Annotated in this window: 25 protein-coding genes and 1 tRNA gene; 15 read left to right on the forward strand and 11 right to left on the reverse strand. The window is 68.9% G+C overall.

Going from position 1 to position 23890, the window contains the following annotated elements:
- Positions 1 to 2: 2 nt before the first annotated feature.
- Together ABZ714_RS08885 and ABZ714_RS08890 are read left to right on the forward strand one after the other, a co-directional pair.
- Positions 3 to 536: a peptidylprolyl isomerase gene (locus ABZ714_RS08885; protein ID WP_358824465.1), complete on the forward strand. Its 534-nt coding sequence runs from the start codon at positions 3 to 5 to the stop codon at positions 534 to 536.
- A gap of 257 nt (positions 537 to 793) precedes the next feature.
- Entirely contained in the window at positions 794 to 1693 is a 900-nt protein-coding gene (locus ABZ714_RS08890; RefSeq protein WP_358824466.1) for a rhomboid family intramembrane serine protease, read from the forward strand.
- 481 nt (positions 1694 to 2174) lie between these two features.
- Here the strand turns inward: ABZ714_RS08890 and crgA are convergent, their stop codons facing one another.
- Positions 2175 to 2429 carry a cell division protein CrgA gene (gene crgA / locus ABZ714_RS08895; protein WP_358824467.1) on the reverse strand — a complete coding sequence of 85 codons (255 nt, stop codon included), beginning with the start codon at positions 2427 to 2429 and terminating at the stop codon, positions 2175 to 2177.
- Positions 2430 to 2680: 251 nt separating this feature from the next.
- Between crgA and ABZ714_RS08900 the strand changes: the two genes are divergently transcribed.
- From ABZ714_RS08900 to ABZ714_RS08920, 5 genes are all read left to right on the forward strand, one after another.
- The gene (locus ABZ714_RS08900) at positions 2681 to 3415 is read left to right on the forward strand and encodes a DUF881 domain-containing protein (RefSeq protein ID WP_358824468.1); all 735 of its coding nucleotides are present in this window, start codon (positions 2681 to 2683) and stop codon (positions 3413 to 3415) included.
- Between the two features lie 253 nt (positions 3416 to 3668).
- Positions 3669 to 3887 (forward strand): hypothetical protein, encoded by a 219-nt coding sequence (locus ABZ714_RS08905; RefSeq protein ID WP_358824469.1) that lies wholly within the window; start codon positions 3669 to 3671, stop codon positions 3885 to 3887.
- Positions 3884 to 4540 (forward strand): aminodeoxychorismate/anthranilate synthase component II, encoded by a 657-nt coding sequence (locus ABZ714_RS08910; RefSeq protein ID WP_358824470.1) that lies wholly within the window; start codon positions 3884 to 3886, stop codon positions 4538 to 4540. The genes ABZ714_RS08905 and ABZ714_RS08910 overlap by 4 nt, the downstream gene beginning before the upstream one ends.
- A complete protein-coding gene (locus tag ABZ714_RS08915) occupies positions 4537 to 5730 on the forward strand; it encodes a class E sortase (RefSeq protein ID WP_358824471.1) in 1194 nt (397 codons plus the stop codon). Before ABZ714_RS08910 ends, ABZ714_RS08915 begins: the two co-directional genes overlap by 4 nt.
- A gap of 87 nt (positions 5731 to 5817) precedes the next feature.
- A complete protein-coding gene (locus tag ABZ714_RS08920; RefSeq protein WP_358824472.1) occupies positions 5818 to 6498 on the forward strand; it encodes a class E sortase in 681 nt (226 codons plus the stop codon).
- A 196-nt stretch (positions 6499 to 6694) separates the two neighbouring features.
- Here the strand turns inward: ABZ714_RS08920 and pknB are convergent, their stop codons facing one another.
- The 6 genes from pknB to ABZ714_RS08950 form a co-directional block, all read right to left on the reverse strand.
- The gene (gene pknB, locus ABZ714_RS08925) at positions 6695 to 8695 is read right to left on the reverse strand and encodes a Stk1 family PASTA domain-containing Ser/Thr kinase (protein WP_358824607.1); all 2001 of its coding nucleotides are present in this window, start codon (positions 8693 to 8695) and stop codon (positions 6695 to 6697) included.
- Between the two features lie 366 nt (positions 8696 to 9061).
- Complete coding sequence (locus tag ABZ714_RS08930; RefSeq protein ID WP_358824473.1) at positions 9062 to 10531, reverse strand: penicillin-binding transpeptidase domain-containing protein; 1470 nt, start codon at positions 10529 to 10531, stop codon at positions 9062 to 9064.
- Positions 10528 to 11940: an FtsW/RodA/SpoVE family cell cycle protein gene (locus ABZ714_RS08935; RefSeq protein WP_358824474.1), complete on the reverse strand. Its 1413-nt coding sequence runs from the start codon at positions 11938 to 11940 to the stop codon at positions 10528 to 10530. The genes ABZ714_RS08930 and ABZ714_RS08935 overlap by 4 nt, the downstream gene beginning before the upstream one ends.
- Positions 11941 to 11966: 26 nt before the next feature.
- Positions 11967 to 13457: a PP2C family serine/threonine-protein phosphatase gene (locus ABZ714_RS08940; RefSeq protein WP_358824475.1), complete on the reverse strand. Its 1491-nt coding sequence runs from the start codon at positions 13455 to 13457 to the stop codon at positions 11967 to 11969.
- Positions 13458 to 13597: 140 nt separating this feature from the next.
- Positions 13598 to 14125 (reverse strand): FHA domain-containing protein, encoded by a 528-nt coding sequence (locus tag ABZ714_RS08945; protein ID WP_358824476.1) that lies wholly within the window; start codon positions 14123 to 14125, stop codon positions 13598 to 13600.
- A gap of 10 nt (positions 14126 to 14135) precedes the next feature.
- Positions 14136 to 14969 (reverse strand): DUF3662 and FHA domain-containing protein, encoded by an 834-nt coding sequence (locus ABZ714_RS08950; protein WP_358824477.1) that lies wholly within the window; start codon positions 14967 to 14969, stop codon positions 14136 to 14138.
- Positions 14970 to 15496: 527 nt separating this feature from the next.
- Here ABZ714_RS08950 and ABZ714_RS08955 point away from each other — a divergent pair.
- A tRNA-Leu gene (locus ABZ714_RS08955) sits at positions 15497 to 15583 on the forward strand.
- A gap of 95 nt (positions 15584 to 15678) precedes the next feature.
- Here ABZ714_RS08955 and ABZ714_RS08960 read toward each other — a convergent pair.
- Complete coding sequence (locus tag ABZ714_RS08960) at positions 15679 to 16947, reverse strand: tyrosine-type recombinase/integrase (protein WP_358824478.1); 1269 nt, start codon at positions 16945 to 16947, stop codon at positions 15679 to 15681.
- Between the two features lie 27 nt (positions 16948 to 16974).
- Positions 16975 to 17514, reverse strand: coding sequence for a hypothetical protein (locus tag ABZ714_RS08965; protein ID WP_358824479.1), 540 nt, complete (start codon positions 17512 to 17514; stop codon positions 16975 to 16977).
- Positions 17515 to 17652: 138 nt separating this feature from the next.
- On the opposite strand from ABZ714_RS08965, the gene ABZ714_RS08970 reads away from it, so the two are divergent.
- From ABZ714_RS08970 to ABZ714_RS08980, 3 genes are all read left to right on the forward strand, one after another.
- Positions 17653 to 17835: a helix-turn-helix domain-containing protein gene (locus ABZ714_RS08970; protein ID WP_358824480.1), complete on the forward strand. Its 183-nt coding sequence runs from the start codon at positions 17653 to 17655 to the stop codon at positions 17833 to 17835.
- Positions 17836 to 17934: 99 nt separating this feature from the next.
- The gene (locus tag ABZ714_RS08975) at positions 17935 to 18306 is read left to right on the forward strand and encodes a hypothetical protein (protein WP_358824481.1); all 372 of its coding nucleotides are present in this window, start codon (positions 17935 to 17937) and stop codon (positions 18304 to 18306) included.
- Positions 18307 to 19352: 1046 nt separating this feature from the next.
- The gene (locus ABZ714_RS08980; RefSeq protein ID WP_358824482.1) at positions 19353 to 20186 is read left to right on the forward strand and encodes a recombinase family protein; all 834 of its coding nucleotides are present in this window, start codon (positions 19353 to 19355) and stop codon (positions 20184 to 20186) included.
- Positions 20187 to 20440: 254 nt separating this feature from the next.
- Here the strand turns inward: ABZ714_RS08980 and ABZ714_RS08985 are convergent, their stop codons facing one another.
- Complete coding sequence (locus ABZ714_RS08985) at positions 20441 to 20653, reverse strand: DUF397 domain-containing protein (RefSeq protein ID WP_358824483.1); 213 nt, start codon at positions 20651 to 20653, stop codon at positions 20441 to 20443.
- Complete coding sequence (locus ABZ714_RS08990) at positions 20650 to 21477, reverse strand: helix-turn-helix transcriptional regulator (RefSeq protein ID WP_358824484.1); 828 nt, start codon at positions 21475 to 21477, stop codon at positions 20650 to 20652. Before ABZ714_RS08990 ends, ABZ714_RS08985 begins: the two co-directional genes overlap by 4 nt.
- A gap of 314 nt (positions 21478 to 21791) precedes the next feature.
- On the opposite strand from ABZ714_RS08990, the gene ABZ714_RS08995 reads away from it, so the two are divergent.
- The 4 genes from ABZ714_RS08995 (at position 21792) to ABZ714_RS09010 (ending at position 23743) form a co-directional block, all read left to right on the forward strand.
- Positions 21792 to 21992 carry a hypothetical protein gene (locus ABZ714_RS08995; protein WP_358824485.1) on the forward strand — a complete coding sequence of 67 codons (201 nt, stop codon included), beginning with the start codon at positions 21792 to 21794 and terminating at the stop codon, positions 21990 to 21992.
- Positions 21992 to 22180, forward strand: coding sequence for a hypothetical protein (locus ABZ714_RS09000; RefSeq protein ID WP_358824486.1), 189 nt, complete (start codon positions 21992 to 21994; stop codon positions 22178 to 22180). Before ABZ714_RS08995 ends, ABZ714_RS09000 begins: the two co-directional genes overlap by 1 nt.
- 243 nt (positions 22181 to 22423) lie before the next feature.
- Positions 22424 to 22555 carry a hypothetical protein gene (locus ABZ714_RS09005; RefSeq protein WP_358824487.1) on the forward strand — a complete coding sequence of 44 codons (132 nt, stop codon included), beginning with the start codon at positions 22424 to 22426 and terminating at the stop codon, positions 22553 to 22555.
- Between the two features lie 12 nt (positions 22556 to 22567).
- A complete protein-coding gene (locus ABZ714_RS09010) occupies positions 22568 to 23743 on the forward strand; it encodes a methyltransferase domain-containing protein (RefSeq protein ID WP_358824488.1) in 1176 nt (391 codons plus the stop codon).
- Positions 23744 to 23890: the final 147 nt, after the last annotated feature.

The raw sequence follows: 23890 nt of genomic DNA on the forward strand, positions 1-23890 counted from the left end.
TCGTGGCTGAGCAGCTTTACGCCACCCTGAAGACCAACCACGGCGACATCGAGATCCGGCTGCTGCCGAACCACGCGCCCAAGACCGTGAAGAACTTCGTCGAGCTGGCCCAGGGCGAGCGCGAGTGGATCAACCCCGAGACCGGGCAGAAGACCACGGACCGGCTGTACGACGGTACGGTCTTCCACCGGGTGATCGAGGGCTTCATGATCCAGGGCGGCGACCCGCTGGGCAACGGCACCGGCGGCCCCGGTTACAAGTTCGCCGACGAGTTCCACCCCGAGCTGGCCTTCACCAAGCCGTACCTGCTGGCCATGGCCAACGCGGGCCCGGGCACCAACGGCTCGCAGTTCTTCATCACCGTCGGCCCGACCACCTGGCTGACCGGCAAGCACACGATCTTCGGCGAGGTCAGCACCGAGGCGGGCAGGAAGGTCGTGGACGCGATCGCGACCGCCGACACCAACCCGCGCACCGACCGTCCGGTCAAGGACGTCGTCATCGAGTCCGTCGTGGTCGAGACCCGCGAGGGCTGAGACCCGCCCGGCCGACCGGCCCTGGTCCGGTCCGGCCCCGGTCCGGCCCCGGTCCGGCCCCCGCGAGGGGCGCCGATCGCGTTCCGGCCCTACCCGGGCCGTGGTTCCGGGAACAAATCCGCCCCGTCCATCCGTCTGATGGACGGGGCGGTGTGTTGCCGGACGCCCGACCGGGGTATCCGCTCGGCGACGCATCCCGGGCGGCTGCCGGGAGACCGGCCGTGACCCGGCCGGACGGTGAAGGACGTGGGAGTTTCATGGACCAGGCGCCAGGCCAACCGCAGGAGTCGCGCGGCGCGCACGGCCTGCCCGGGTGTTACCGCCATCCGGACCGGGAGACGGGCATCAGCTGTACCCGCTGTGAGCGGCCGATCTGCCCGGAGTGCATGATCAGCGCCTCCGTGGGCTTCCAGTGCCCCGAATGCGTGAGAACCGGTTCCGGTACGGGGCACGGCGCGGCGGCCAATCAGCCGAAGACCATCGCGGGCGGCGCGATCGCGGCCGACTCCTTCCTGGTCACCAAGATCCTGATCGGGATCAATCTGGCGGTCTTCGTCGCCGTGCTGACGCTCGGCGACCGCTTCGTCGACGAGACGAGCCTGATCGGGTTGGCGTACAGCCCGCTCCTCGGGGAGGTCGTCGGGCTCGCGGACGGCCAGTGGTACCGCCTGCTGACCTCGGTCTTCCTCCACCAGGAGCTCTCCCATATCGCCTTCAACCTGCTGGCCCTGTGGTTTCTGGGCCGGATGGTCGAACCGGCGCTGGGCCGGAGCCGCTTTCTCGCGCTCTATCTGATCTCCGGGCTCGGCGGCGATGTCTTCGTCTATCTGCTGAGCGAGCCCAACCAGGCCACGATCGGCGCCTCCGGCGCGATCTTCGGACTGGTCGGCGCCTTCGCCGTACTGCTGCGGCGGATGAACCTCGATCTGCGGCCGGTCGGCCTGATCATCGCGATCAGTGTGCTGCTGACGGTGGTCCGGCCCGGTGAGATCTCCTGGCAGGCCCATCTGGGCGGACTGCTGACGGGCGGGATCCTCGCCCTCGCCATGGTCTACGCGCCCCGGGCGCACCGGAACCTGGTGCAGTTCGGAGCGGCGGCGCTGGTGGTGCTGGCGCTCGTGGTGGCCCTGGCCGCCAGGACCGCTTACCTGACCTGACCCGACCCGGAGTGCCGGGCCCGGGATCGCGGACGGCGACCCCGGCGGACGGCGGACCGGCATCCGGACGGCGGACCGGCATCCGGACGGAGCCGGACAGTGAAGGGCCCCGGGGCGTCAACCCGGGGCCTCTGTCGTCCGGCCCGAAAATCTGTCCGACGTGGCCGCGCTGAACAGGGTTTTTCCCCGGCCCACTGCCCGGTTGTCCACAGCACGTGCCGGATCTTGTGCATGGTGTGGTAAAAGCCCGTACCCCTTGTCCCGGCCGGGCTCTGCCCAGCGGGGACAAGGGGTACGGGGAACCACCGGTATGGCGGACGGCGGCTCACGCAGTCACACCGGCGTCAACATCCCGAAGGTTATCCACAGATCGTCTGACCTTTTCCCCACTGTGGACAACTCTGTGGACAAAGGTGGGGACAACCCTGGGGAGGGTGCGCCGACGGCTACTCCGGGAAACCCCGGAGACGCCCTCCGGTGGTCATTTCCACTGGGTGGAGACCGCGAAGCCACCGGCGATGAAGCCGAAGCCCACCACGATGTTCCAGTTCTTCAGGCTCTCGACCGGCAGACTGCCGTCGGTCACGTAGAACAGGACGATCCAGACGAGACCGATCAGGAACAACGCGAGCATCACCGGCGCGACCCAGCTGCGATTGGTCAGCTTGATGCTCGTCGCCTGCTTACCCGCCGGTGGCGTGTAGTCGGCCTTCTTGCGGATACGTGACTTCGGCACGAGGGACTCTCCTGTCGATGCGCTGCGTTACCGCGCAGATAACGGTGGCTGGCGCCGGATCCGGGAGGAGCGACGGGTACCACTGCCTCCCCCGGGCGTCCGTTAGCGTAGTGCTTCCAAGGCGCCTGGTGAGATAAGGGTACGCTGGGCAATTCTGCCGGTGGGCAGGGGCGCGGGGACAGGGGGCTGACCGGAATGTGGACGAACGGCACGACGGCCGCGATCTACCGCCGGTCCCGCGGTATCACGTGATGGGCAACGGCCGCACGATCGTGCTCCGGACGCTGACCGCCGCCGTCTTCGCCCTCGCCGGGCTGATCTTCGTCACCAGCTTCAACACCGCCCGGGGCACCAACCTGCGGACCGACGACTCCCTGCTGAAGCTCTCCGACCTGATCCAGGAGCGGAGCGACCGCAACGGGGAGCTGGACGAGTCCACCGCGAAGCTCCGCGGCCGGGTCGACGCGCTCGCCCGCGCCGACGACGGATACACCCGTGAGGAGGACGCCCGGCTCGGCGCGCTGAAGCGGGCGTCCGGCACCGAGAAGGTGACCGGCCGGGGACTGACCGTCACCCTCGACGACGCGCCGCCCGACGCCAGGGCCGCCCCCGGCTATCCCGAGCCCGGCGCCAATGACCTGGTGATCCACCAGCAGGACCTCCAGGCCGTGGTCAACGCCCTGTGGGCGGGCGGCGCCCGGGGTATCCAGGTGATGGACCAGCGGCTGATCTCCACCAGCGCCGTACGGTGCGTCGGCAACACCCTGATCCTCCAGGGCCGGGTCTACTCGCCGCCGTACAAGATCACCGCCGTCGGGGACCAGGACCGGCTGCGGAAGGCCCTGGACCGCTCCCCGGCGCTGCGGAACTACCAGCTGTACGTCGAGGCGTACGGGCTCGGCTGGAAGGTCGACGAGCGCGACACCGTGAATCTTCCGGGGTACTCGGGCCCGGTGGATCTCCATTACGCGAAGCCCGTCCGTTAGTACCGCCGAACGATCCCGTTCGGTGGCCGGGTGATCGAATCCGGTCCCACGAGGCCGCTTTTCGGAAAACCCGGGCGCTACCCCGCCCCGACCACGTGTGATCCGGAGTGGGGCGGCATCCGCAGGCCGGCCACGCGGGTCCGGCCCGGCGCCGTCCGGCTGTGACGCACGGCAAACCGGAAGCTTCACGCAGCCGGCCCGCGGCCCCGCGCCGCCCCGTAACCTGGTGCGGTACCGAAACGAAAGGGACGGCATGTACGGCTGGATCTGGCGGCATCTGCCGGGCAACGTGTGGGTGCGTGCCCTTCTCTCGCTCGTCCTGGCCCTCGGCGTCGTCTACCTGCTGTTCCAGTACGTCTTCCCGTGGGCGGAGCCGCTGCTTCCGTTCAATGACGTGACCGTAGACGGAACTGGGACCGGAACCGGAACCGGGACCGGAACGGGATCCGCACCCGAGGGGATCGCCCGATGAACGCATCGCACCACCGGCCCGCCCGTGTCCTGGTCGTCGACAACTACGACAGCTTCGTCTTCAACCTGGTCCAGTACTTGTACCAGCTCGGCGCGGAGTGCGAGGTCGTACGGAACGACGAGGTCGCCCTCTCGCACGCCCAGGACGGCTTCGACGGCGTACTGCTGTCGCCCGGCCCCGGCACCCCCGAGCAGGCCGGGATCTGTGTCGACATGGTCCGCCACTGCGCCGCGACCGGTGTCCCCGTCTTCGGCGTCTGCCTGGGGATGCAGTCGATGGCGGTGGCGTACGGCGGGGTCGTCGACCGGGCGCCCGAACTGCTGCACGGCAAGACGTCCCCCGTCAGCCACGAGGGCAAGGGCGTCTTCGCCGGGCTGCCGTCGCCGTTCACCGCCACCCGCTACCACTCGCTGGCCGCCGAGCCCGCCACGGTCCCCGCGGAGCTGGAGGTCACCGCCTGGACGGCGGACGGCATCATCATGGGCCTGCGCCACCGGGAACTGCCGGTGGAGGGCGTCCAGTTCCACCCCGAGTCGGTCCTCACCGAGCACGGCCATCTGATGCTCGCCAACTGGCTGGAGCGGTGCGGTGACACCGGGGCGGTCGCCCGGTCGGCCGGGCTGGCGCCGGTGGTGGGCAAGGCCCTGGTGTGACCGGGCGGGAGCCGGGCCGGGGGGACGACGGTCTCTCGCCGTGGTTCTCGGCGGGCACCCGGCCGCGGCCCGAACAGCCGGATACCGCCGTCATGCCGGTCGTCCGGGACGACCCCGGCGACGACGGACCGGCCCCCGGTCCCGCGGGGGTACGCCGCCCGGCGGCTCCCGGCCCGGCGACGGCATCCGCCCCCGGGGTGCCCGCCCCGCCGACGCCCGGCCCTCCTTTGTCCGGCCCTTCTTTCTCCGGTGCCCCGTCGGCCGGTCCCGAGTCGTCCGTGCCGCCGGTTCCCGCCGGGCCCGGCCGGGCCGAGCGCCGCAGGGCCGCCGCTGCCGCCGCCAGGAAGGGCCGGGGCCGGGGCCGTAGGCCCTCGAAGGGTGCGGCGGGCACCCCGGACGGAACCGGAACCGGAACCGGAAGCGGAACCAGAAGCGGAACCGTGGGAGGGGCCGCCGGAGGTGCCGGGGACCGGCCGATGACCCGGGTCGAGGCCCGTCGCGCGGCCCGGGCCGCCAAGGACAGCCCGGCCGTGATCGCCAGCCGCGCCATGGGCGAACTCTTCATCACCTGCGGTGTGGTGATGCTCCTCTTCGTCACCTACCAGCTCTGGTGGACCAATGTCCGGGCCGGGATAGAGGCGGGCAAGGAACGCGACCGGATCGAGCAGAGCTTCAAGGACGAGAAGCGCAGACCCGGCGCCTTCCGGCCCGGTGAGGGCTTCGCCATCATGTACATCCCCAAGCTGGACGTCGTGGTCCCGGTCGCCGAGGGCATCGACAAGAAGAAGGTCCTCGACCGGGGGATGGCGGGCCATTACGCCGAGGGCTCCCTGAAGACGGCGATGCCCTCCGACCGGCAGGGCAACTTCGGGGTCGCGGGCCACCGCAACACCCATGGCGAACCGTTCCGCTATATCAACCGGCTGAAGCCCGGCGATCCGATCGTGGTCGAGACCCGGGACGCCTACTACACCTACGAGATGGCGAGCATCCTCCCCGAGACCTCGCCCTCCAATGTGGCGGTGCTCGATCCGGTACCGCGCGGCTCGGGGTTCACCGAGCCGGGCCGGTACATCACCCTCACCACCTGCACGCCCGAGTTCACCAGTACCTATCGCATGATCGTATGGGGCACGATGGTCGAGGAACGACCTCGCAGCAAGGGCAAACCGGACGCACTCGTAGGGTAGGGCCGGACCGGAACCGGGCGGCCCCCGCCCCGGACCGGGGGCAGCCATCCACGGCCCCCGGGGAACCAGACGGGAACAGGTGCAGCAGTGTCACGTGCGCGCAGCCGGATCGCCGGTGTCATCAGTGTCCTCGGTGAACTGCTGATCACCGCGGGCGTGGTGCTGGCCCTCTTCGTCGTCTACTCGCTCTGGTGGACCAACGTCCTCGCCGACCGGGCGGCGGCCAAGATGAGCGACGAGGTCCGCGACGGTTGGAAGGCCAACAACGCGCCGCCGGGCCTCGACACCCGGGACGGCATCGGCTTCCTCCACGTACCCGCGATGAAGAACGGCGAGGTGCTGGTCAAGCGGGGGACCGACCCCAAGAAGCTCAACGACGGCATCGCCGGGTACTACACCGAGCCCATCGCGTCGGCGCTGCCGTGGCAGCCCCGGGGCAACTTCACCCTCGCCGCGCACCGCGACGGCCACGGGGCCAAGTTCCACAACATCCACAAGATCAAGAACGGTGATCCGGTCGTCTTCGAGACCAAGGACGTCTGGTACGTCTACAAGGTCTACAAGACGCTGCCGAAGACCTCCAAGTACAACGTGGACGTACTGGACCCGGTTCCGAAGGAATCCGGGAAGACCAAGCCGGGCCGGTACATCACCCTCACCACCTGCACCCCCGTCTTCACCTCCGACTACCGCTACATCGTCTGGGGCGAGCTGGTGCGCGAGGAGCGGGTCGACCGGGAGCGCACCAAACCCGCCGAACTGCGGTAATCCGCCTGCCGGTACCGACGTACGGACCCGTCCCCGTCCCGTCCCCGGACCAGGACCGGCGGACAGGCCGGAAACGGCGAACGACCGGAGACGAGACGGTACGGGGGAGGCCCCGGCACCCCCGAAGGGCGCCGGGGCCTCCCCCGTACCAACGTCGCGTTCCGCCGCTCCGGGGCGGCGGGCGTCCGGCGGGCGGTCAGTCGCTGCCGTTCAGCCAGTCCCCTATGTCACCGCTGCCGTTCCCGTTGCCGTTGCCACCGGGATTGCCGCCGAACTCCTGGGTCTCGACATTGACCGCGTCGCCCTGGTTCATCGGCGTACCCGGCGTCGGGTTCTGCTGCATGATCCGGGCGTTCTCGCCCTTCGGGCCCTTGATCTCGCCGAGCTGCAGCCCCAGCTGCTCCAGAGTCGCCTTGGCCTGCGCCAGCGTCTGGCCCATCACCATCGGGGCCTGCGTCTGCTGCTGCGGGCCCTTGGATACCTTCAGCTTGATGGTCGAACCCTCACCGGCCTTGGTGCCGCCGCGCGGGGTCTGCTCGATGATCTCGTTCGCGGGCTTCTCCGAGTCGACCATCTCGACCGAGACGTCGAAACCGGCGTTCTTGAGCTGGTTCTCGCCCTGGCTGAGCTGACGGCCCTCCACCGGCGGTACGAAGGCCATAGCCTCGGTCGCCACGGTGATCGTGACGGTCGACCCCTTGGCGGCCATCGAGTTGCCGTCGGGCTTCTGCTCGATCACCTTGCCGGCCTCGACATCACTGGACTCGGAGGTCTTCACCTCGACCTCGAAGCCCTTCCGTTCGAGCGCCTCGACGGCGTTCTCCCGGGACTTCTCGGTGACATCGGGCACCTCGACCTTGGCCGCGCCCTCGGAGACCACGACCTGGATCGTGTCGCCCTGGTCCATCTTGCCGGTCTCGGGCGTCTGACTGCAGATCGTGCCCGCGGGCTTGTCGCACGGTTCGGTTCCGGACTGGGAGAGCTTGACCTCGGCGTTGTCCGCGAGCCGCTGCGCCTCCTTCATCGTCTGACCGACCAGGACCGGCACGACGACCTGGGCCGTCTTCTCCTTGCCCTTGAAGATCGTCTGCCCGATCAGGATCGCGCCGACCAGGACCAGGACGGCCGCGATCGCCAGCAGGATCGTCGACGTATGCGACTTCTTCTGCTGACGGCGCCGGTCCGGCCGGTCGTCGTAGCCCGAGTAGCCGCCGTCGTCCGGATTCATCGGCGGCAGCATCGACGTCTGGGCGGCGGCCGGATCGGCCTGCCGCAGCGCCGTGGTCGGCTGGTCCTGCGGACCGTAGCCGCCGGCGCCGTAACCGGCCGCGCCGAGCGCCGCCGTGGCCGCCACCGGCTGGCCGTCGAGGCAGGCCTCGATATCGGCCCGCATCTCGTCGGCGGACTGGTAGCGGTAGTCGGGGTCCTTGACCAGAGCCCGCAGGACGATGGCGTCCATCTCGGGCGTGATCTCGGGGTCGAAGACCGACGGCGGCTGCGGCTCCTCCCGGACGTGCTGGTACGCCACGGCCACCGGCGAGTCGCCGATGAACGGGGGCCGCACGGCCAGCAGCTCGTACAGCAGACAGCCGGTGGAGTAGAGGTCGGACCGGGCGTCGACCTGCTCGCCCTTGGCCTGCTCCGGCGAGAGGTACTGCGCGGTGCCGATGACGGCGGCGGTCTGAGTCATCGTCATCCCCGCGTCGCCCATGGCGCGCGCGATGCCGAAGTCCATCACCTTGACCTGGCCGTCGCGGTTCAGCATCACGTTCGCGGGCTTGATATCGCGGTGGACGATGCCGTTCCGGTGCGAGTACTCCAGCGCCTGGAGGATGCCGGTGGTCATCTCCAGGGTGCGCTCGGGCAGCAGTCTGCGCCCGGAGTGCAGCAGCTCGCGGAGGGTGGAGCCGTCGACGTACTCCATCACGATGTACGGGATGGAGACCCCGTCGACATAGTCCTCGCCGGTGTCGTACACGGCGACGATCGCCGGATGGTTGAGCGACGCGGCGGATTGGGCCTCGCGGCGGAACCGGGCCTGGAAAGACGGATCACGGGCCAGATCGGCCCGCAGCGTCTTCACGGCGACGGTGCGGCCGAGCCGGGTGTCGTGGGCGAGGTAGACCTCCGCCATGCCACCGCGGCCGAGCACCGAGCCCAGTTCGTACCGGCCGCCGAGGCGACGCGGCTCCTCCATACTGTTCCAGCCCTCTCCGTCAGTCCCCACTGCACTCGTCTCCGCCACCGCACCCGCGTCCGATCCGGCGGGTGAGCCGCTCGATATACGCTACCGGGCCCATACCACCCGATCGGCCCGTGACCTTCACCTGATACCCGACCGGTATCGCAATGTGCAGGTATCGGGGCCGGACGTGAGATGCGTCACCGGGACGGCCGCCCGCCGGGACCCGTGATCATGGCCGGGGCCCGGCCACGGGGATGAGACGGTCCGGACCGGGCACTCGGTTCCCCGGTCCGCGGGGCGTGTCCCGGGCCCGTCCCACTCCGGGCCCGTCGTGCCGTCCCGCGGGCCCGCCGCACTCGGGCCCGGGGAGCGGGTACGTCACCGCTTGCTGTCCAGCACCGCCTTCATCACGTCCTTGGCGATCGGCGCCGCGAGCCCGCCGCCGGAGATGTCCTCACGGCTGGCGCCGCTGTCCTCGACGACCACGGCGACCGCGACCGGGGAGCCGTCGGCCGTCATCGCGTAGGAGATGAACCAGGCGTACGGACGCTTGGAGTTCTTCTCGCCGTGCTGGGCGGTACCGGTCTTGCCGCCGACCTTCACCCCGCCGCCGAGCGCCGCCTTCTTGCCGCCGCCGTTCTCCACGACGTTCTCCATCATGTCCCGCACCAGCTGGGCGTTCTCGGCCGAGAGGGGACGGCTCATCTCCTGCGGCTTCGTCTTGGAGATCACATCGAGATTGGGCGCCACCAACTGGTCCACCATGTACGGCTTCATCAGCTTGCCGTCGTTGGCGATCGCCGCGGCGACCATGGCCATCTGGAGCGGCGTGGTCGCGGTGTCGAACTGGCCGATCGAGGAGAGCGCGTTGCCCGGCCGGTCCATGGTGTCGTTGTACCGCGACATCGCGGCCCGGACCGGGGTGTCCAGCTCGTCGTCGTTGAAGCCGAACTTCTTCGCCGTCTCCACCATGTCGTCCCGGCCCACCTTGTCACCGAGCTTGGCGAAGACCGAGTTGCAGGAGATCTGGAGGGCGAACTTCAGCGTGGCGTTCTCGCACCCGTTCGCCATGTTCTTCATCTGGGTCCGGGTGTTGGGCAGGATGTACGGCTCCTCGGTGTCGGTCGGGGCGTTGATGTCCTCGACCTTGCCGTGCTCCAGCGCCGCCGCCGCCGTGACCACCTTGAAGACGGAACCGGGCGGGTAGACCTCCCGCAGCGCCCGGTTCAGCATCGGCTTCTCCTTGTTGTCCTTCGAGGAGAGCGTCGCCCAGGCCTTCTCGTCCTTCTTCTGGCCGCCCGCGAAGGCGCCCGGGTCGTACGAGGGGGTGGAGGCGAGGGCCAGGATCTTGCCCGTCTTGGGCTCGACCGCGGCGACCGCGCCCTTCTTGGAGCCGAGCCCCTCGAACGCGGCCTTCTGCGCGGCCCCGCTCAGGGTCGTGACGACATTGCCGCCCTTCTTCTTGTCGCCGGTGAACATCGCCATCGTGCGGTCGAAGAAGAGCTGGTCCGAGTTGCCGGTGAGGATGCCGTCCTCCAGCTTCTCCAGCTGGTTGGCGCCGTACACCTGGGAGGCGTAGCCGGTCACCGGCGCCCACATCGGACCGTTGACATAGGTCCGCTTGTACGCGAAGTCGGCGCTGTCCGTCTTCACCGAGCCGGTGATCGGCTTGCCGTCGACGATGATGTTGCCGCGCTCGTTGGCGTACCGCTCGATCAGCACCCGGCGGTTCTTGTCATGGGTGTTCAGATTGTCCGCCTGGACGTACTGGAGCCAGTTCGTCCGGACGAGCAGGGCGAGGACGAGCAGTCCGCAGAAGATCGCGATCCGGCGCAGGGGCTTGTTCACGGGCGGACCACCTGGGTCATCTCGGCGTCGGAAGAGGGGGCGGGGGCGGGGGCCGGGCGGCGCGCCGTGTCGCTGATCCGGATCAGGATCGCGATCAGCGCCCAGTTGGCGATCACGGAGGAACCACCGGCCGCCACGAACGGCATCGTCATACCGGTCAGCGGGATCAGGCCCATCACACCGCCCGCGACCACGAACACCTGGATCGCGAAGGCGCCGGAGAGACCGATCGCCAGCAGCTTGCCGAACGGGTCACGGGCGGCCAGCGCCGTCCGGATGCCGCGCTCCACGATCAGCCCGTAGAGCATCAGGAAGGCCATCATCCCGGCCAGGCCGAACTCCTCGCCGACGGTGGAGAGGATGAAGTCGGAGTTGGCGGCGAAGCCGATCAGATCCGAATTGCCCTGGCCGAGACCGGTACCGAGGGTGCCGCCCGCGCCGAAGGACATGATCGCGTTGGAGATCTGCTCACAGGCGTTGCTGGTCTCGTAGCAGGAGAACGGATCGAGCCAGGCGTCGACCCGGGCCCCGACGTGCGGGGAGACCGAGGCCACGCCGACCGCGCCGATCGCGGACATCAGCAGACCGAAGACGATCCAGCTGGTCCGCTCGGTGGCCACATAGAGCATGATCACGAACATCCCGAAGAACAGCAGGGACGTACCGAGGTCGGTCTCGAAGACCAGGATCAGGATCGACATCGCCCAGACCACGAGGATCGGTCCGAGGTCCCGGCCGCGCGGCAGATAGAGGCCGAGGAACCGGCGGCTGGCCAGCGCCAGGGCGTCCCGCTTCACCATCAGATAGCCGGAGAAGAAGATCGCGATGATGATCTTCGCGAACTCGCCGGGCTGGATGTTGACCGGACCGAGGCTGATCCAGATCCGGGCACCGTTACGGGCCGGGAAGAACATCGGCAGCATCAGCAGGACCAGCGCCGCCGCCATCGAGATATACGTGTACCGCTGGAGGATCCGGTGGTCCTTGAGCAGTAGCAGCACCCCGACGAAGAGGGCGATGCCGATCGCCGAGTAGAGCATCTGCTTGGGGGCGTCCGGGGAGAACGAGCCCCAGGAGTTCTCGGCCCGCTGGATCAGCCGCTTGGACTGGTCGAGCCGCCAGATCATCACCAGGCCGAGCCCGTTGAGCACCACCGCCAGCGGCAGCAGCAGCGGGTCGGCGTACTTGGCGAACTTGCGCACCACCAGATGCGCCACGGCCGCCAGCAGGGTGATCCCCGCCGTGTAGCCGAAGACGCCCGCGGGCAGCTTGCCGTCGATGGCGAGGCCCACATTGACGTACGCGAAGACCGCGATGGCCACGGCGATGCCGAGCAGCATCAACTCGGTGTTGCGGCGGCTCGGTGCGTCGATGGCGCCGATCGTGGTGGTGTTGGTGACAACGCTCATGGTCGAGAAGGCCCCCTACGGCTGAGTTACTGCTTACCGCAGTTCGAGGCCAGCTTCTGCTCCTCCTCCGAGAGGGTGGGTCCCGGAGCGGGGGAAGCGGTGGTCGGCGGCTTGTCGGTGGTTTTCTGGTCGCCCTTGGCGTTCTCGGCGGCGGGCGGCGGAGTCGCCGACGCGGCCCGCTCGGCCGCCTTCCTGCGCTCCTCGTTCTTCTTGCAGGCGCCCGCCTGGAGCGACAGCTCCTCGATCTTGGCCCGGGCCCGGTCGAGACTGTCCTGGGGGAGGGCGCCCTCGACCTGCTTCTGCTGGTACGGCGGCAGGTACTTGAGTTCGATCTCGGGGTGGTCCTTCTTCACCTTCGAGAGCGACACCCAGCCCAGGTCCTGGTCGATCCCCTGGTAGAGGGCGACATGGCCGTCCTTCGTACCGATGTAGTACTGGGTCTGCGTCCAGCGGTGGCCGCCGTAGAGCGCGCCGCCGACGACCGCCAGCGCCAGCACGCCGATCAGGGTCCGGCCGAACCAGACCCGGCCCGCGGAGCGCGGCTTGCCGAGGTCGTCGTCGTACTCGTCGAAGCCGTCGTACGACTCCTGGGAGCCGTCGGGCGTCCGGCCCGCGTAACCCCCGCTGCCGGGCGGGCCGAAGCCGCCCTGCTGCGGCGCGGGCCGGCCCAGACCGGACGCGCGCCCCGCCGGGGTCTGCATCGCGCCGCCGTCGTTCAGCGGGTACTGGTTCTCGGCGACCGCGCCGACGACGACCGGGATGTCGCTGAGATGCCCCGCCGCCGCGTCATTGGCGTCGGTGTCGAAGACATCGGCGACGATGCAGGTGATGTTGTCCGGGCCGCCGCCGCGCAGGGCGAGCTGGATCAGGTTCTGGACGGTCTCCTGCGGGCCCTGGTAGCTGGCGAGGGTGTCCTCCATCGTCTGGTGGGACACCACCCCCGACAGGCCGTCGGAGCAGACCAGATAGCGGTCCCCGGCCCGGACCTCGCGGATCGACAGATCGGGTTCGACGTGGTCGCCGCTGCCCAGCGCGCGCATCAGCAAGGAGCGCTGCGGATGGGTGGTGGCCTCCTCCTCGGTGATCCGGCCCTCGTCGACCAGCCGCTGGACCCAGGTGTGGTCCTGGGTGATCTGGGTGAGCACCCCGTCGCGCAGCAGATAGGCCCGGGAGTCGCCGACATGCACCAGACCGAGCCGCTGGCCGGTCCAGAGCAGGGCGGTCAGGGTCGTACCCATGCCCTCGAGCTGGGGGTCCTCCTCGACCATCAGCCGCAGCTGCTCGTTGGCGCGCTGGACCGCGGTACCGAGGGCCGTGATGATGTCGGATCCGGGGACGTCGTCGTCCAGACCGACCAGCGACGAGATGACCTCGGACGAGGCGACCTCGCCGGCCGCCTGGCCGCCCATGCCGTCGGCGATCGCGAGCAGCCGCGGCCCGGCGTAGCCGGAGTCCTCGTTCCCCTCGCGGATCATGCCCTTGTGGGACCCGGCGGCGAAGCGCAGAGACAGACTCATACGCACCTGCCCCGGTGAACCTGGATCGGGGTACAGCCGGTCTCTCGCCACACTGCCCACCCTCCGGTCGGGAGCCCGCCCCGGTCCGCCGAGGGGACCGCGGCTCGCTCGCTCCGCTCGCGCGCTGTCATTGGTCGTGTCTACTTCCGCAGCTCGATGACGGTCTTGCCGATACGGATCGGCGCGCCCAGCGGGATCGGGGTCGGCGTGGTCAGCCGGGTCCGGTCGAGATAGGTGCCGTTGGTGGACCCGAGGTCCTCCACGATCCACTGGCCGTCACGGTCCGGATAGATCCTGGCATGTCTGCTGGACGCGTAGTCGTCGTCCAGCACGATCGTCGAGTCGTGCGCCCGGCCCAGGGCGATCGTCTGGCCCTGGAGCGCCACCGTGGTGCCCGTGAGGGTGCCCTCGGTGACGATCAGCTTGGTCGGGGCGCCGCGCCGCTGGCGCCCGCCGGACTGCGGCGGTGGCTGCTGCTGGCGCTGCGGCGGCGGGGCCGCGGCGGCCTGCCGCTGCTGGGCGCGCGGCTCGGCGTTCCGGCGCGATCCCCGCTGGGTGACCCGCGTACCGAACAGGTCACTGCGGATGACCTGGACGGCCACGATGACGAACAGCCACAGAACGGCCAGGAAACCCAACCGCATGACCGTCAGGGTCAGCTCTGACATTGCCCCCGCTTCACCCTTCGGCTTGCCGGTAAACGATGGTGGTGCTGCCCACGACGATCCGCGAGCCGTCGCGGAGCGTAGCGCGGGTGGTGTGCTGCCCGTCCACCACGATGCCGTTGGTGGATCCGAGATCCTGGATCGTCGGGGGCGTTCCGGTCCGGATCTCGCAGTGCCGGCGGGAGACGCCGGGGTCGTCGATCCGGACATCGGCCTCGGTGCTGCGACCCAGCACCAGGGTCGGGCGGGAGATCTGGTGGCGGGTGCCGTTGATCTCGATCCAGCGCCGGACCTGGGCCCCGGGCAAGGGGCCGGGGCCGCCGGAGCCACCGGCGCCGCGGTCCGGGCCGACGGCCGCGAGACCGGGGCGTCCGGCGCCGGGCGGCGGGGCCGCGGGCATGGGCGGGGCGCCCGAGGGGCCGCCGGCCGGGCGGGGCGGATGGCCCGCGCCGCGCTCCGGGGACTGTGACGTACTCGACGCCAGAGTCCTGCTGCGGACCCGGTACAGCCCGGTGTCGAGGTCGTCGGCCTTCTCCAGATGGACCTTGATCGGTCCCATGAAGGTGTAGCGCTGCTGCTTGGCGTAGTCCCGGACGAGACCCGCCAGCTCGTCGCCGAGCTGGCCCGAGTACGGGCTCAGCCGCTCGAAGTCGGGGGTGCTCAGCTCGACGATGAAGTCATTGGGGACGACCGTCCGGTCGCGGTTCCAGATCGTCGCGTTGTTGTCGCACTCCCGCTGGAGCGCGCCGGCGATCTCGACCGGCTGGACCTCGGACTTGAACACCTTGGCGAAGGTGCCGTTGACCAGACCTTCGAGACGCTGCTCGAAACGCTTCAGAACTCCCATCGGGCACCTCCTCCGGCGCTGCCGTCCTCATACTGCTTACTGATCGTATCCACGCGTCGGGAAATCGGCTGGTTCCCCTTGTCTGCCCCGTCGATGAGTGTCACCTCTCACACGGATCGTAGAGGCGGCTCGCTGCCAGTGTCCCGCACCCGGGGCGGACCCGGCGGGAGCGGGGCGCGACCCCGCCGTCCCGGGGCCGGTCCCGGGCTCCCGGGAAGCCTTCCGCTTGGCCCTCCGGATGCCGTCCCCCGGTCTCCTCCCGTCCTCTCTCGTCCGTTGCCCGCCTTCTCCCGGGTTTCTCCCCGGGACGCGTTCCCGGATTCCGTCCGGGCTTCCCGGCCGCCCCGGTCGTCCAGGTCGCCGTACGGCCCGCCGAACCGGCCCGGCGGTCGGTGCGCGGCCCTTCCTTCCACGGCTGCCCGCTCCGCCGAAAGGGATGTGAACCCAGCCTCTCCAGCGTGCTAATCTTCTGGATGTCGGCAGGCGAAACCACCGGAAGGCGGGAAAGCCCGGCGGCAACACCCAATGCGCGGGTGGCGGAATAGGCAGACGCGCTGGATTCAGGTTCCAGTGCCCGAAAGGGCGTGGGGGTTCAACTCCCCCCTCGCGCACCAAGAGAGACCCCAGTTCACCTGGGGTTTTTCTGCTTTTCAGGGGGCGGCGTGGCCAACTGCGTGACCAACCCATCCCGATCTTTGCTGGTCAGTGGTCAGACCAGCTTGGCCAGCCCGACCCGGCTGGCGTTGTTCGCGGCCAGCTTCCGGGCCCCGTCCTTACGGCTGTGCCCGTACCGGGCCATCGTGTAGCCGGGCGAGTGGTGCCGGACGTTCGCGGACACCTCCACGGGGTTCTGCCCCGCCTCCAGAGCGTTGGTCACCTGGCTATGACGTAGGTCATGGATGCGGAAATCCTCCGGGAGGCGAAGGCGTGTGCGAAGCCTGCGCCAGCGGGCCGACACCTTCTCGGGGTCCTGGGCTCCGCCCGCCCGACTCTCCTTCCGAAGCCGGTGACCGTCACGGGCGAAGATCAAGTCATGGTCGTTCCAGCCGGTACCAAGGCGCTCCGCCTCCGCCTGCTGGTACTCCCGCTGGCGCTTGAGCGCGCTCATCAGAGACTGATCGACGTAGATCACCGCGTTGTCGTCGCCGTCCTTGGTGAGCCGCCGCAGCCGGAAGGTGTTCCCCTCCTCCACCACGACCCACTCCAGTTCGATGGCGCACTGGTCCCACCGGATCAGGGACCACTTCATCCCCAGAGCCTCGCTGCGCCGGACGCCGGTCACGGCGATCGTGGTCCAGAGAACCGCGTCCCGAAGGCAGTGGTGCAGGGGTCCGCACCGCCGCCCGCCGCACGGCTCCCAGACCGCCGCCAGGAAGCGGGAGGTCTGGTCGTCGTCCAGCGTCGGGTACCGGTTCTCCTGCGCCCGGATCTGTCGGGCAGTCGGTGGGTGCGCGGTCGCGGCCGGGTTGCTCGGTATCAGTTTGGGCACCGCCGCGCCGAGAGCGCCCGACAGGATGTTGTGGACGTGCCGCACGCTCTTGGCCCCGAGGGGCTTGCCCTGGTTCGACGGGCACGGTTGGGTCTCCAGAAGCTGGTAGAGATCATCCAGCGCGTCATCCGTCACCTCGCACAGCTTCAGGTCTCCGATGTGCGGCTTGATGTGAAGCCGGATCTTGGTCTCGTACCCGGCCATGGTCGTTCCCTCCTTCCGGTGGGTGCCCATCCACTTGTCGAGCCACGCGCTCAGCTTCATGTCCGAACGGGCGGGAGCCTTGCCCGCCTCGTGGTCGTTGTGCCACTTGCGCAGCGCCCGTTCGGCCTCGGTCTTGTTCTTGTACTCGCGCCCGATCCAGTAGCGCCCCTTCTTCCCGGTCGCCTTGTTGAGGTGCAGCGGGGTGCGCACGCCCCACGTGTTGGGCCTCCCCTTGCGCGGGATCTCCACCGGAGTCCCGCCGAGCCCGTTGCCTCGCTTTGTCACCTAGCTACCTTTCCTGCTCGGCCGTGGTCAGTTGGCGTTCTTGGCGTCCGTGCCGCCAGGGGGCTGAACCCTCTTGAGCACTTCCTCCGCCTTGTCCGTGAGCTGGCCCCCGGCCTTGCCTTCGACCTTGGTCAGGAAGCCGCGCTGCCGCGCCGCCCGAAGGTGCCCCTTCAACGTCGCCTGCTTGGTCCCCGTGACCTGCTCAAGGTCCTGGATCGGGGCACGCTTCCCGACCTCCACCACGCGGACGTAGACGGCGGAAAGGAACGCCAGGTACTCATCCGAGAGCCCTCGTGGCATCTGGCGCAGCGTGGCGGAGAGGTCATCCAGCGCGCCTTCTTCACTCGCCTGCCGCGCCAACTCCCCGGGGGTCGCCGTGACGATCTGACGGAGAACGGTGGAGGAGATCCCGCGAGCGATCTCTTGGGGGTCGCCATCGTCGGCCGGTTTCACGCGGATCTCTTGCGGCCCACCGGCAGCGAATCCGATGGGGCGATACATGGTGACGGCCCAGGGGCCAATGCGCTGTGTCGTCGTGATGCCTACACGTGGCGAGTCATCTGTCATGGGCGGCAACATACGGAACCTCTACCCGTCAGGCAAGTCCAGATGTGACCCATCTGGCTTTGACTGAACTGGACCGATAGCTGAGGATGGGTGGCCGGGGAGGAGCGCCTCCCTGTTGCCGACACAGGAGGACATCCATTGGAGAGCGCCCGTCTCATGAGCGTCACCGAGCTGGCCGAGTACCTGGGCGTGACGCCCGCGTGGGTCTACAACAACCACCGCCCGCTGAACATCCCCGCCCGCAAGGTCGGCGGGCACCTGCGCTTCCGCCTCGCAGACGTGGACCGCTGGATCGACCGGGACTGCTCGGCCGCCGCGTAGCCGCGTCCGCTACCCACCCGCCTCACGAGAGGAGGCACATGGCCCGCCGTCCGGCGGGGGTCACTGGCGTACCCGCGTACGCCCCACAGGTAAGGACGCGTGCGCTCGATGCGAGAAGGCTTCGGCCCGGGCATGTTCTGGAACAAGGTCTCCAAGACCGACTGCGGGCGCATCGCCCGGGATGCGGATCTCCCGCTCTGGCTCCGCGCCTACTTCGCCGCGCAGTGGCGCTTGAACCAGATCGGGCATGCCGAGTTCCAGTCCGGTGAGCTTGCGGAGATCCTGGCGGACGAGAACGGCAAGCGCCCCAGTGACGGGAGCGTGGCCAACGCCGTCGCCCGAGCGAAGGACAAGGGGCTGATCAAGGGCGAGTCCAACGCCCGGTGCCTGATGCTGTCGCACCACCACGCCCGAACGGGGAAAGGGGCGATCTCATGCAGCCAGCACAACGCCCGGGTGTGGCGTTCCTAGCCACCCTCCACGGGAAACGTGAAGCTGCTTCACGCCCGGCGTGAAGCTGCACCCATCTGACCTGGGAAGTTCTTCGTGCCCTTCTATATCTGTATAAGGGCAAGACCAAGGAAGCATCCAAGGGGCGGCCGTCCGGCCGCCACAGAGAGAAGACGGGTAGACGGAGTGCGGCCCCTTCGGGGCCGACAGCGTGAAGCCGCTTCGTTCAGCGGCGAAGAGAAGAGGGGGCGCGGTAGCGCCCCTCACAGGGGTGAGCGCGACGGCGAAGAGGTAAGCGGCAGGGGGCGGCCGTCCGGCCGCCATAGAGGGAAGCCCGCTTCGGGTAAGGGCCGCTACGCGGCCCACCTGGGAAGACCCTTCGCCAAGCCTCTCAAGGCTTCATTCCTGTGCAGCTCTCCAGCGTGGTACAAAACTCGACGCAACGCCCTGACCTGGGGCTATGCCCCAGCCGGCGGGGGGCTTGAGGGTTGGCACAAAGACCCTGAAACCGTGGCAAGGAGGGGTCTGCCATGTCTTACCGGTGGCACCTTCCCCCACCGGTTCGCCGTCGCCCCCATCGACCCTGGGACTGTGGCCCAATCTGAGCCGCCAAGACACGCCGGTCCTCGAAGTCGCCTTCAGGGGGTCATCCCCCACCCCTCTTGCCGTCGCGCTCCGGGCTGGTCCTTGGCTCCGCCCGCTTCGCCGTCGCAGGCTCACCCCTGCCCGATGGGCAGGCGAACGGCTGTGCGCCCCGTGGACGGCCGACAGTCCGTCACGGGCAAGGCCGGGGGGCGGAGGGGAGCGGCGGGCGCTCAGGCAGGCGCACAGCCCTACGAGTAAGCCCAGGTCGGGCGCGGTCGCGCCCGGTCAAAATGAGCGCCAGGACCAACAGCACGACAGAGCAGAGGGCAGAGAAGGGGCGTCCCGTAAACCCTCGTTATCGGGACACTCGGCGGAGCCGAGAGGGAGGCCCGGTTCACCCCCTCGCGAGTGTTCCGAAACTCGTCCCGAAAGACCCCCTCCGGATCTAGCTTTCGGGACACGTTTATGGAACAGTCCCGATCATGACCACGAACATCCCGGCCGAACAGGTCGAGCGCCACGACTGCCCGAAGTGCACGGCCCCCGCAGGAAGCCCCTGCCGTACGACCACGGGCAAGGTGGCAGCGAACTACCACACGGGCCGTTTCGTCCTGGTGCCCTCACTCAAGGCGGAGCTGACGGTGAAGACCCCCGCCGACCGGAACCCCGGCAAGCCATGGAAAGCGGGAGACCCGGTTCCGGTTAGGCCGGTAGCGACCCCGGGCGCGGCGATACGCGTCGGCTATGCCCGCTGCTCCACGGTCGGGCAGGAACTCCAGTCCCAGTTGGACGGCCTTGCGCGCGCTCAGTGCACCCGGGTCTTCTCCGAGAAGATCAGCAGCCGGATCAAGGAACGCCCGGAGCTTGAGAAGGCACTCACCCTCGCCCGGGAGATCAAGACGGCGGCACCCAACCAGCCGGTCATCCTCACCGTGGTGGAGATGAAGCGTCTCGCCCGGAGCGCCGCTGAACTCATGACCCTGTCATCCACCCTGCAAGCGGACGGCATCCAACTGGAACTGCTCTCCGGTCCCCTCACGGGGGTGTACGACCCGAACGGCGCGGGGGCGATCGTCTTCGCCGTCCTCGCCGTCAGTGCCGAAGTCGAGCGGGAGGGCATCCGGGAGAAGACCCTTGAGGGACTGGACGCTGCGGCCCGCAAGGGCAACGTGGGCGGACGCCCGTCCGTCATGGATGACGACAAGCTAGCCATAGCCCGCGCCCGGTACGCCAACGACGAGAGCGTCACGTCCATCGCCAAGGCCCTGGGGATCGGGCGCACCACCTTGTACCGGCATCTTGGAGAGAGCGCCTGAGACAGGCGCACAGGCGCTCCGTGCGGTACGTCATGTGCTTGACGTACCGGGCGGGACGATGACGTACATGACCGTCGCGGCCGGACTCACCGGCCACACCACGACCCCCGGGCATCGCGCTTGGGGGTCTCGTCGTTCCCCCTGCCGGACAGGCGGACCGGGGGGCGCAGGCGGCCGTGGACGGCCTCATGACAGAACCCCCGCCCGGAAGGGAGCAGGGGTTCAGATCGGGCCTGTGGGCCCCACGGGGGCGATCAGATGTGGGTGTCGCGGGCGAGCGTCACCAGTCCGGCGAACGCGTCAGAAGTGAGCATGAGGACCGATCCGCCCGTCACCTTGCTGTCCCGTACGGGCACTATGCCGGTGGCCGCCGCGTACGCCGGGGCCCACTCCACGCACTCACCGCCATTGCCCTGGCTGTAGCTCGAACTCGTCCAGTCCTGCGCAGGGATGCGGGCACGGGTCATGAGTAACAGTCCTTTGAGATGGAGGCGATCAGCTCTGCCGACTTGTCCAGCGGCGCGGCCAAGGTCTTGAGCAGATCATAGGCATCATGCGCGTCCGCTACGTCTGGTGCTTCCGCCAGGACGTAGCCCCGGGGAAAGCCGTCCACGTGCACTACGTCCGCCCCCTCACTGAATCCGAGCAACCCGAAGGGGCTTGCCATGGGGCCGCGCTGACGGCCGTCGTCAGGGATGATCTGCACTCGATGTGTCGGTGTCTCGGCAAGCTCTAGCAGCCGACCAAGCTGCCTCCCCATCACTTCCCTGCCCGCGACTACGTTGCGTAGCGCGCGCTCATGGAGCACAAGCCAGAGGCGGGTAGGACGCTCACGCTGCAAGATGTGCTGCCGTTCGAGCCGTGCCGTCACGAGGTCCTCCAAGTTCTCTGGCCGACCTTCTTTGAGTATGGCCGTCGCATACTCCCGCGTCTGCACCAATCCGGGCAGGAGTAGCGGGTGAAACATATGCACCGTGGTGGCCTTCCACTCCAGTTCCACGTAGCGCCGGAACCAGGGCGGGAAGGCGTAGCGGAGAGCCAGCGGCCACAGGCGTACGAAGCGCCCGCGCGCATGGGGAAAGACGCGATCGCACGTCTCCGCGAATGAGAGCTGAGGAACCCTGTCCCCAGTTTCTATCTTGGCCACCAGCGAGGGACTACAGGTCGCTTCCTTGCCGAGTTCGGCGCGCGACATACTCAGCAACTCACGTTCAATTCTGACCTCATTACCGAAGTGCGCGAGTGGTGACGCGGTGGAGTCCAGCTCGTCGGTCTCGGACTCAACGGTCATATGAACCTCCCGCTCCCCTTGGACAGTTGACGTTGTCCAACGCTCCGGTCTGTCGAGCGTACGCCCCTGCCGGTAATCCTGTGACCAGTAAGTCACGCACAGGAACAGCCTAGGCGGGAAGGTACGGCAACCGACCATGACTGACACGCACGCTCAGGGCGACGACATCGCCGCCATGGTCGCTCGCTTACGGACTCACGGCCCCTGGCGGTGGGTCACCCTTGAACCCCGCCAAGGGTGGACGGCAGGGTCACGGGACGTTCTGCGACGCGTAGAGGGCGGACTTCAGTGGTACCGGGACCAGGTGGTGAACCGTGAGCGGCAGTGAGCCCCTGGTGATGCGCGGCTCCGAGCTGGAGCCGGTGCCCGTGGAAGGGTGCGCGATCTGTGCTGCGGCATCGAACGGGCGTGACCGGTGCAGGCACCGGGGCGACGTTCCCGGGGTCCGCAAGTACAGCGCCATGATCGAGCAGCACCCGCACCGCAGTGCGGCCGAGCGGGACGGGGCGCGGTGATGGACAACCCGCTCAGGTTCCCGCCGTGCCAGTGCCCCAACCCCGACTGCCCGGAACGGGCGACCGCCGAGCCGGTGGAGCGGACCAAGCCCGCCGACTCCGGGAAGGACAGTCCCGCACTCGCCACGCTGCGGGCACGCGTCCGGGAGGACAACGCCCGCCGGACGAAGAACTGGGGGGTGGCATGAACAAGCTTCGCCCCTACGCCGTGGCCGTTGGTATGGCCGTCGCCTATGCCATCTGCGCGGGCCTGTTGATCTCACTCGCCTGGAACGGCCCCTAACGAGACTCCGCCCCTGCCGGACACCAACCGATCAGGCTTCCCCAAGCTCGATGGAATCCGGCAGGGGCGGGCAAGACCCCGTCCGGCTGTCTGCGTGACGGTCGGCAGCCGGACGGATCGCAAGGAACGACACCGAGAGGAGAAGGTCATGATCCACGACACCTTGACCAACAGGGGCGGCGACGGAGGCGACGGCCTGCCGGGCGAGCCGTGGCCCGGACCGCCCGCCCCGCCCACGCCGGACGGCGGGCCCGGCGTCCCCAACCCTCCGAAGAAGTGAGGTAGTCACCCAGTGACTGCCAACGCACACCAGGACCGCCCCAGCCGCACAGAGCTGGGGCGTGTCCTCATGTCAGCCGGATTCCTCTCCTCCGACTGGGCCCCCTCGTTCGCGGCCGTTCCCCGGTCGGCATTCCTCCCCGATCTGATGTGGCCCTTCGACATGGACGCGGGCACGAGCGTTGCCGTGTCCAGAGCGGACGACCCCGGGGCGTGGTTCGGGTACGCGGACGCCGACGTACCCGTCGTCACCCAGTGGGACGACGGACAGCACACCGGCACGGAACCCGGGCAGGTCTCCACATCCTCGGCATCCATGCCGAGCGTCGTGTTCCGGATGCTCCGGGACCTGGATGTACACCCGGGTGCCCGGGTGCTGGAAGTCGGCACCGGGACCGGATGGAACGCCGCTCTGCTCGCCCACCGCACGGGGGTGGGGAACGTCGTCACGGTGGAGGTGGACAGTGCGGTCACCGAACGGGCGCGGGAATCCCTCAAGCGGTTCGGCACGCCCGTACGGGTCATCCACGGGGACGGATACGAGGGATACCCGGAAGGCGCACCGTACGACCGGATCATCGTCACCGCCGGGGTGCGGCACATCCCCTTCGCCTGGGTGGAACAGGCCCGCCCGGGAGGGCTGATCGTCGCCCCCTGGGGAACCCACTACGGCAACGGGGACACCGTCGCCCGGCTCGTCGTCGCACGGGACGGGAGGAGCGCGTCAGGGCCCTTCACCGGGCCGGTGGAGTTCATGAAGCTCCGGGCGCAGCGCCTCTCCCCCGTCGTCCACGGCGACTACGTGACAGGCGGCCCGGGAGACCGGGACACGTCGTCCACGGACCTCACGGAGGACGCGTTCATGGGGGAGCGGTTCAGTCCCCAGCGGTTCGCCGTCAGCCTCCGGGTACCGAACTGCCACCACGTGATCGCGGAGAAGCGGGACGGGGCGCGGCCGGTGTGGCTCTACGGGCTCACCGATCGCTCATGGGCGTGCGTGATGTTCCGGGACGGGGACAAGGCGCGGGTCTGGCAGTCCGGACCACGTCGTCTCTGGGACGAAGCGGAAGCCGCCTACCAGTGGTGGGAGAACAAGGGGAAGCCGGGACACGAACGGTTCGGGCTCACCGTGACAGCACACGGGCAAGCCGCCTGGCTCGACACCCCGGAAGAGTCCTGGCCGGTCTGAGACAGGTGGCCCGTGACGCTGGTCGGTCGGTTTGGTCACGCATGACCAACGCATGACCAACAGCCCTCTGAGCCGGGCGGAAACAGCAGGAAAGACACGGAGAACACGGCCAGTCGAGTCCGGCTCTGAGCAGGGTGTAACCGCAGG

It is taken from the genome of Streptomyces sp. NPDC006798, assembly GCF_040635975.1.
GTDB lineage: Bacteria > Actinomycetota > Actinomycetes > Streptomycetales > Streptomycetaceae > Streptomyces.

Bases quoted from the DNA above. Each gene is read 5' to 3' on its own strand.
- ABZ714_RS08890 (WP_358824466.1), top strand. From the start codon at position 794: ATGGACCAGGCGCCAGGCCAACCGCAGGAGTCGCGCGGCGCGCACGGC.
- ABZ714_RS08900 (WP_358824468.1), top strand. From the start codon at position 2,681: ATGGGCAACGGCCGCACGATCGTGCTCCGGACGCTGACCGCCGCCGTC.
- ABZ714_RS08905 (WP_358824469.1), top strand. From the start codon at position 3,669: ATGTACGGCTGGATCTGGCGGCATCTGCCGGGCAACGTGTGGGTGCGT.
- ABZ714_RS08910 (WP_358824470.1), top strand. From the start codon at position 3,884: ATGAACGCATCGCACCACCGGCCCGCCCGTGTCCTGGTCGTCGACAAC.
- pknB (WP_358824607.1), bottom strand. From the start codon at position 8,695: ATGGAGGAGCCGCGTCGCCTCGGCGGCCGGTACGAACTGGGCTCGGTG.
- ABZ714_RS08935 (WP_358824474.1), bottom strand. From the start codon at position 11,940: ATGAGCGTTGTCACCAACACCACCACGATCGGCGCCATCGACGCACCG.
- ABZ714_RS08940 (WP_358824475.1), bottom strand. From the start codon at position 13,457: ATGAGTCTGTCTCTGCGCTTCGCCGCCGGGTCCCACAAGGGCATGATC.
- ABZ714_RS08945 (WP_358824476.1), bottom strand. From the start codon at position 14,125: ATGTCAGAGCTGACCCTGACGGTCATGCGGTTGGGTTTCCTGGCCGTT.
- ABZ714_RS08950 (WP_358824477.1), bottom strand. From the start codon at position 14,969: ATGGGAGTTCTGAAGCGTTTCGAGCAGCGTCTCGAAGGTCTGGTCAAC.
- ABZ714_RS08965 (WP_358824479.1), bottom strand. From the start codon at position 17,514: ATGACAGATGACTCGCCACGTGTAGGCATCACGACGACACAGCGCATT.
- ABZ714_RS08980 (WP_358824482.1), top strand. From the start codon at position 19,353: ATGACCACGAACATCCCGGCCGAACAGGTCGAGCGCCACGACTGCCCG.
- ABZ714_RS08985 (WP_358824483.1), bottom strand. From the start codon at position 20,653: ATGACCCGTGCCCGCATCCCTGCGCAGGACTGGACGAGTTCGAGCTAC.
- ABZ714_RS08990 (WP_358824484.1), bottom strand. From the start codon at position 21,477: ATGACCGTTGAGTCCGAGACCGACGAGCTGGACTCCACCGCGTCACCA.
- ABZ714_RS09000 (WP_358824486.1), top strand. From the start codon at position 21,992: ATGGACAACCCGCTCAGGTTCCCGCCGTGCCAGTGCCCCAACCCCGAC.
- ABZ714_RS09005 (WP_358824487.1), top strand. From the start codon at position 22,424: ATGATCCACGACACCTTGACCAACAGGGGCGGCGACGGAGGCGACGGC.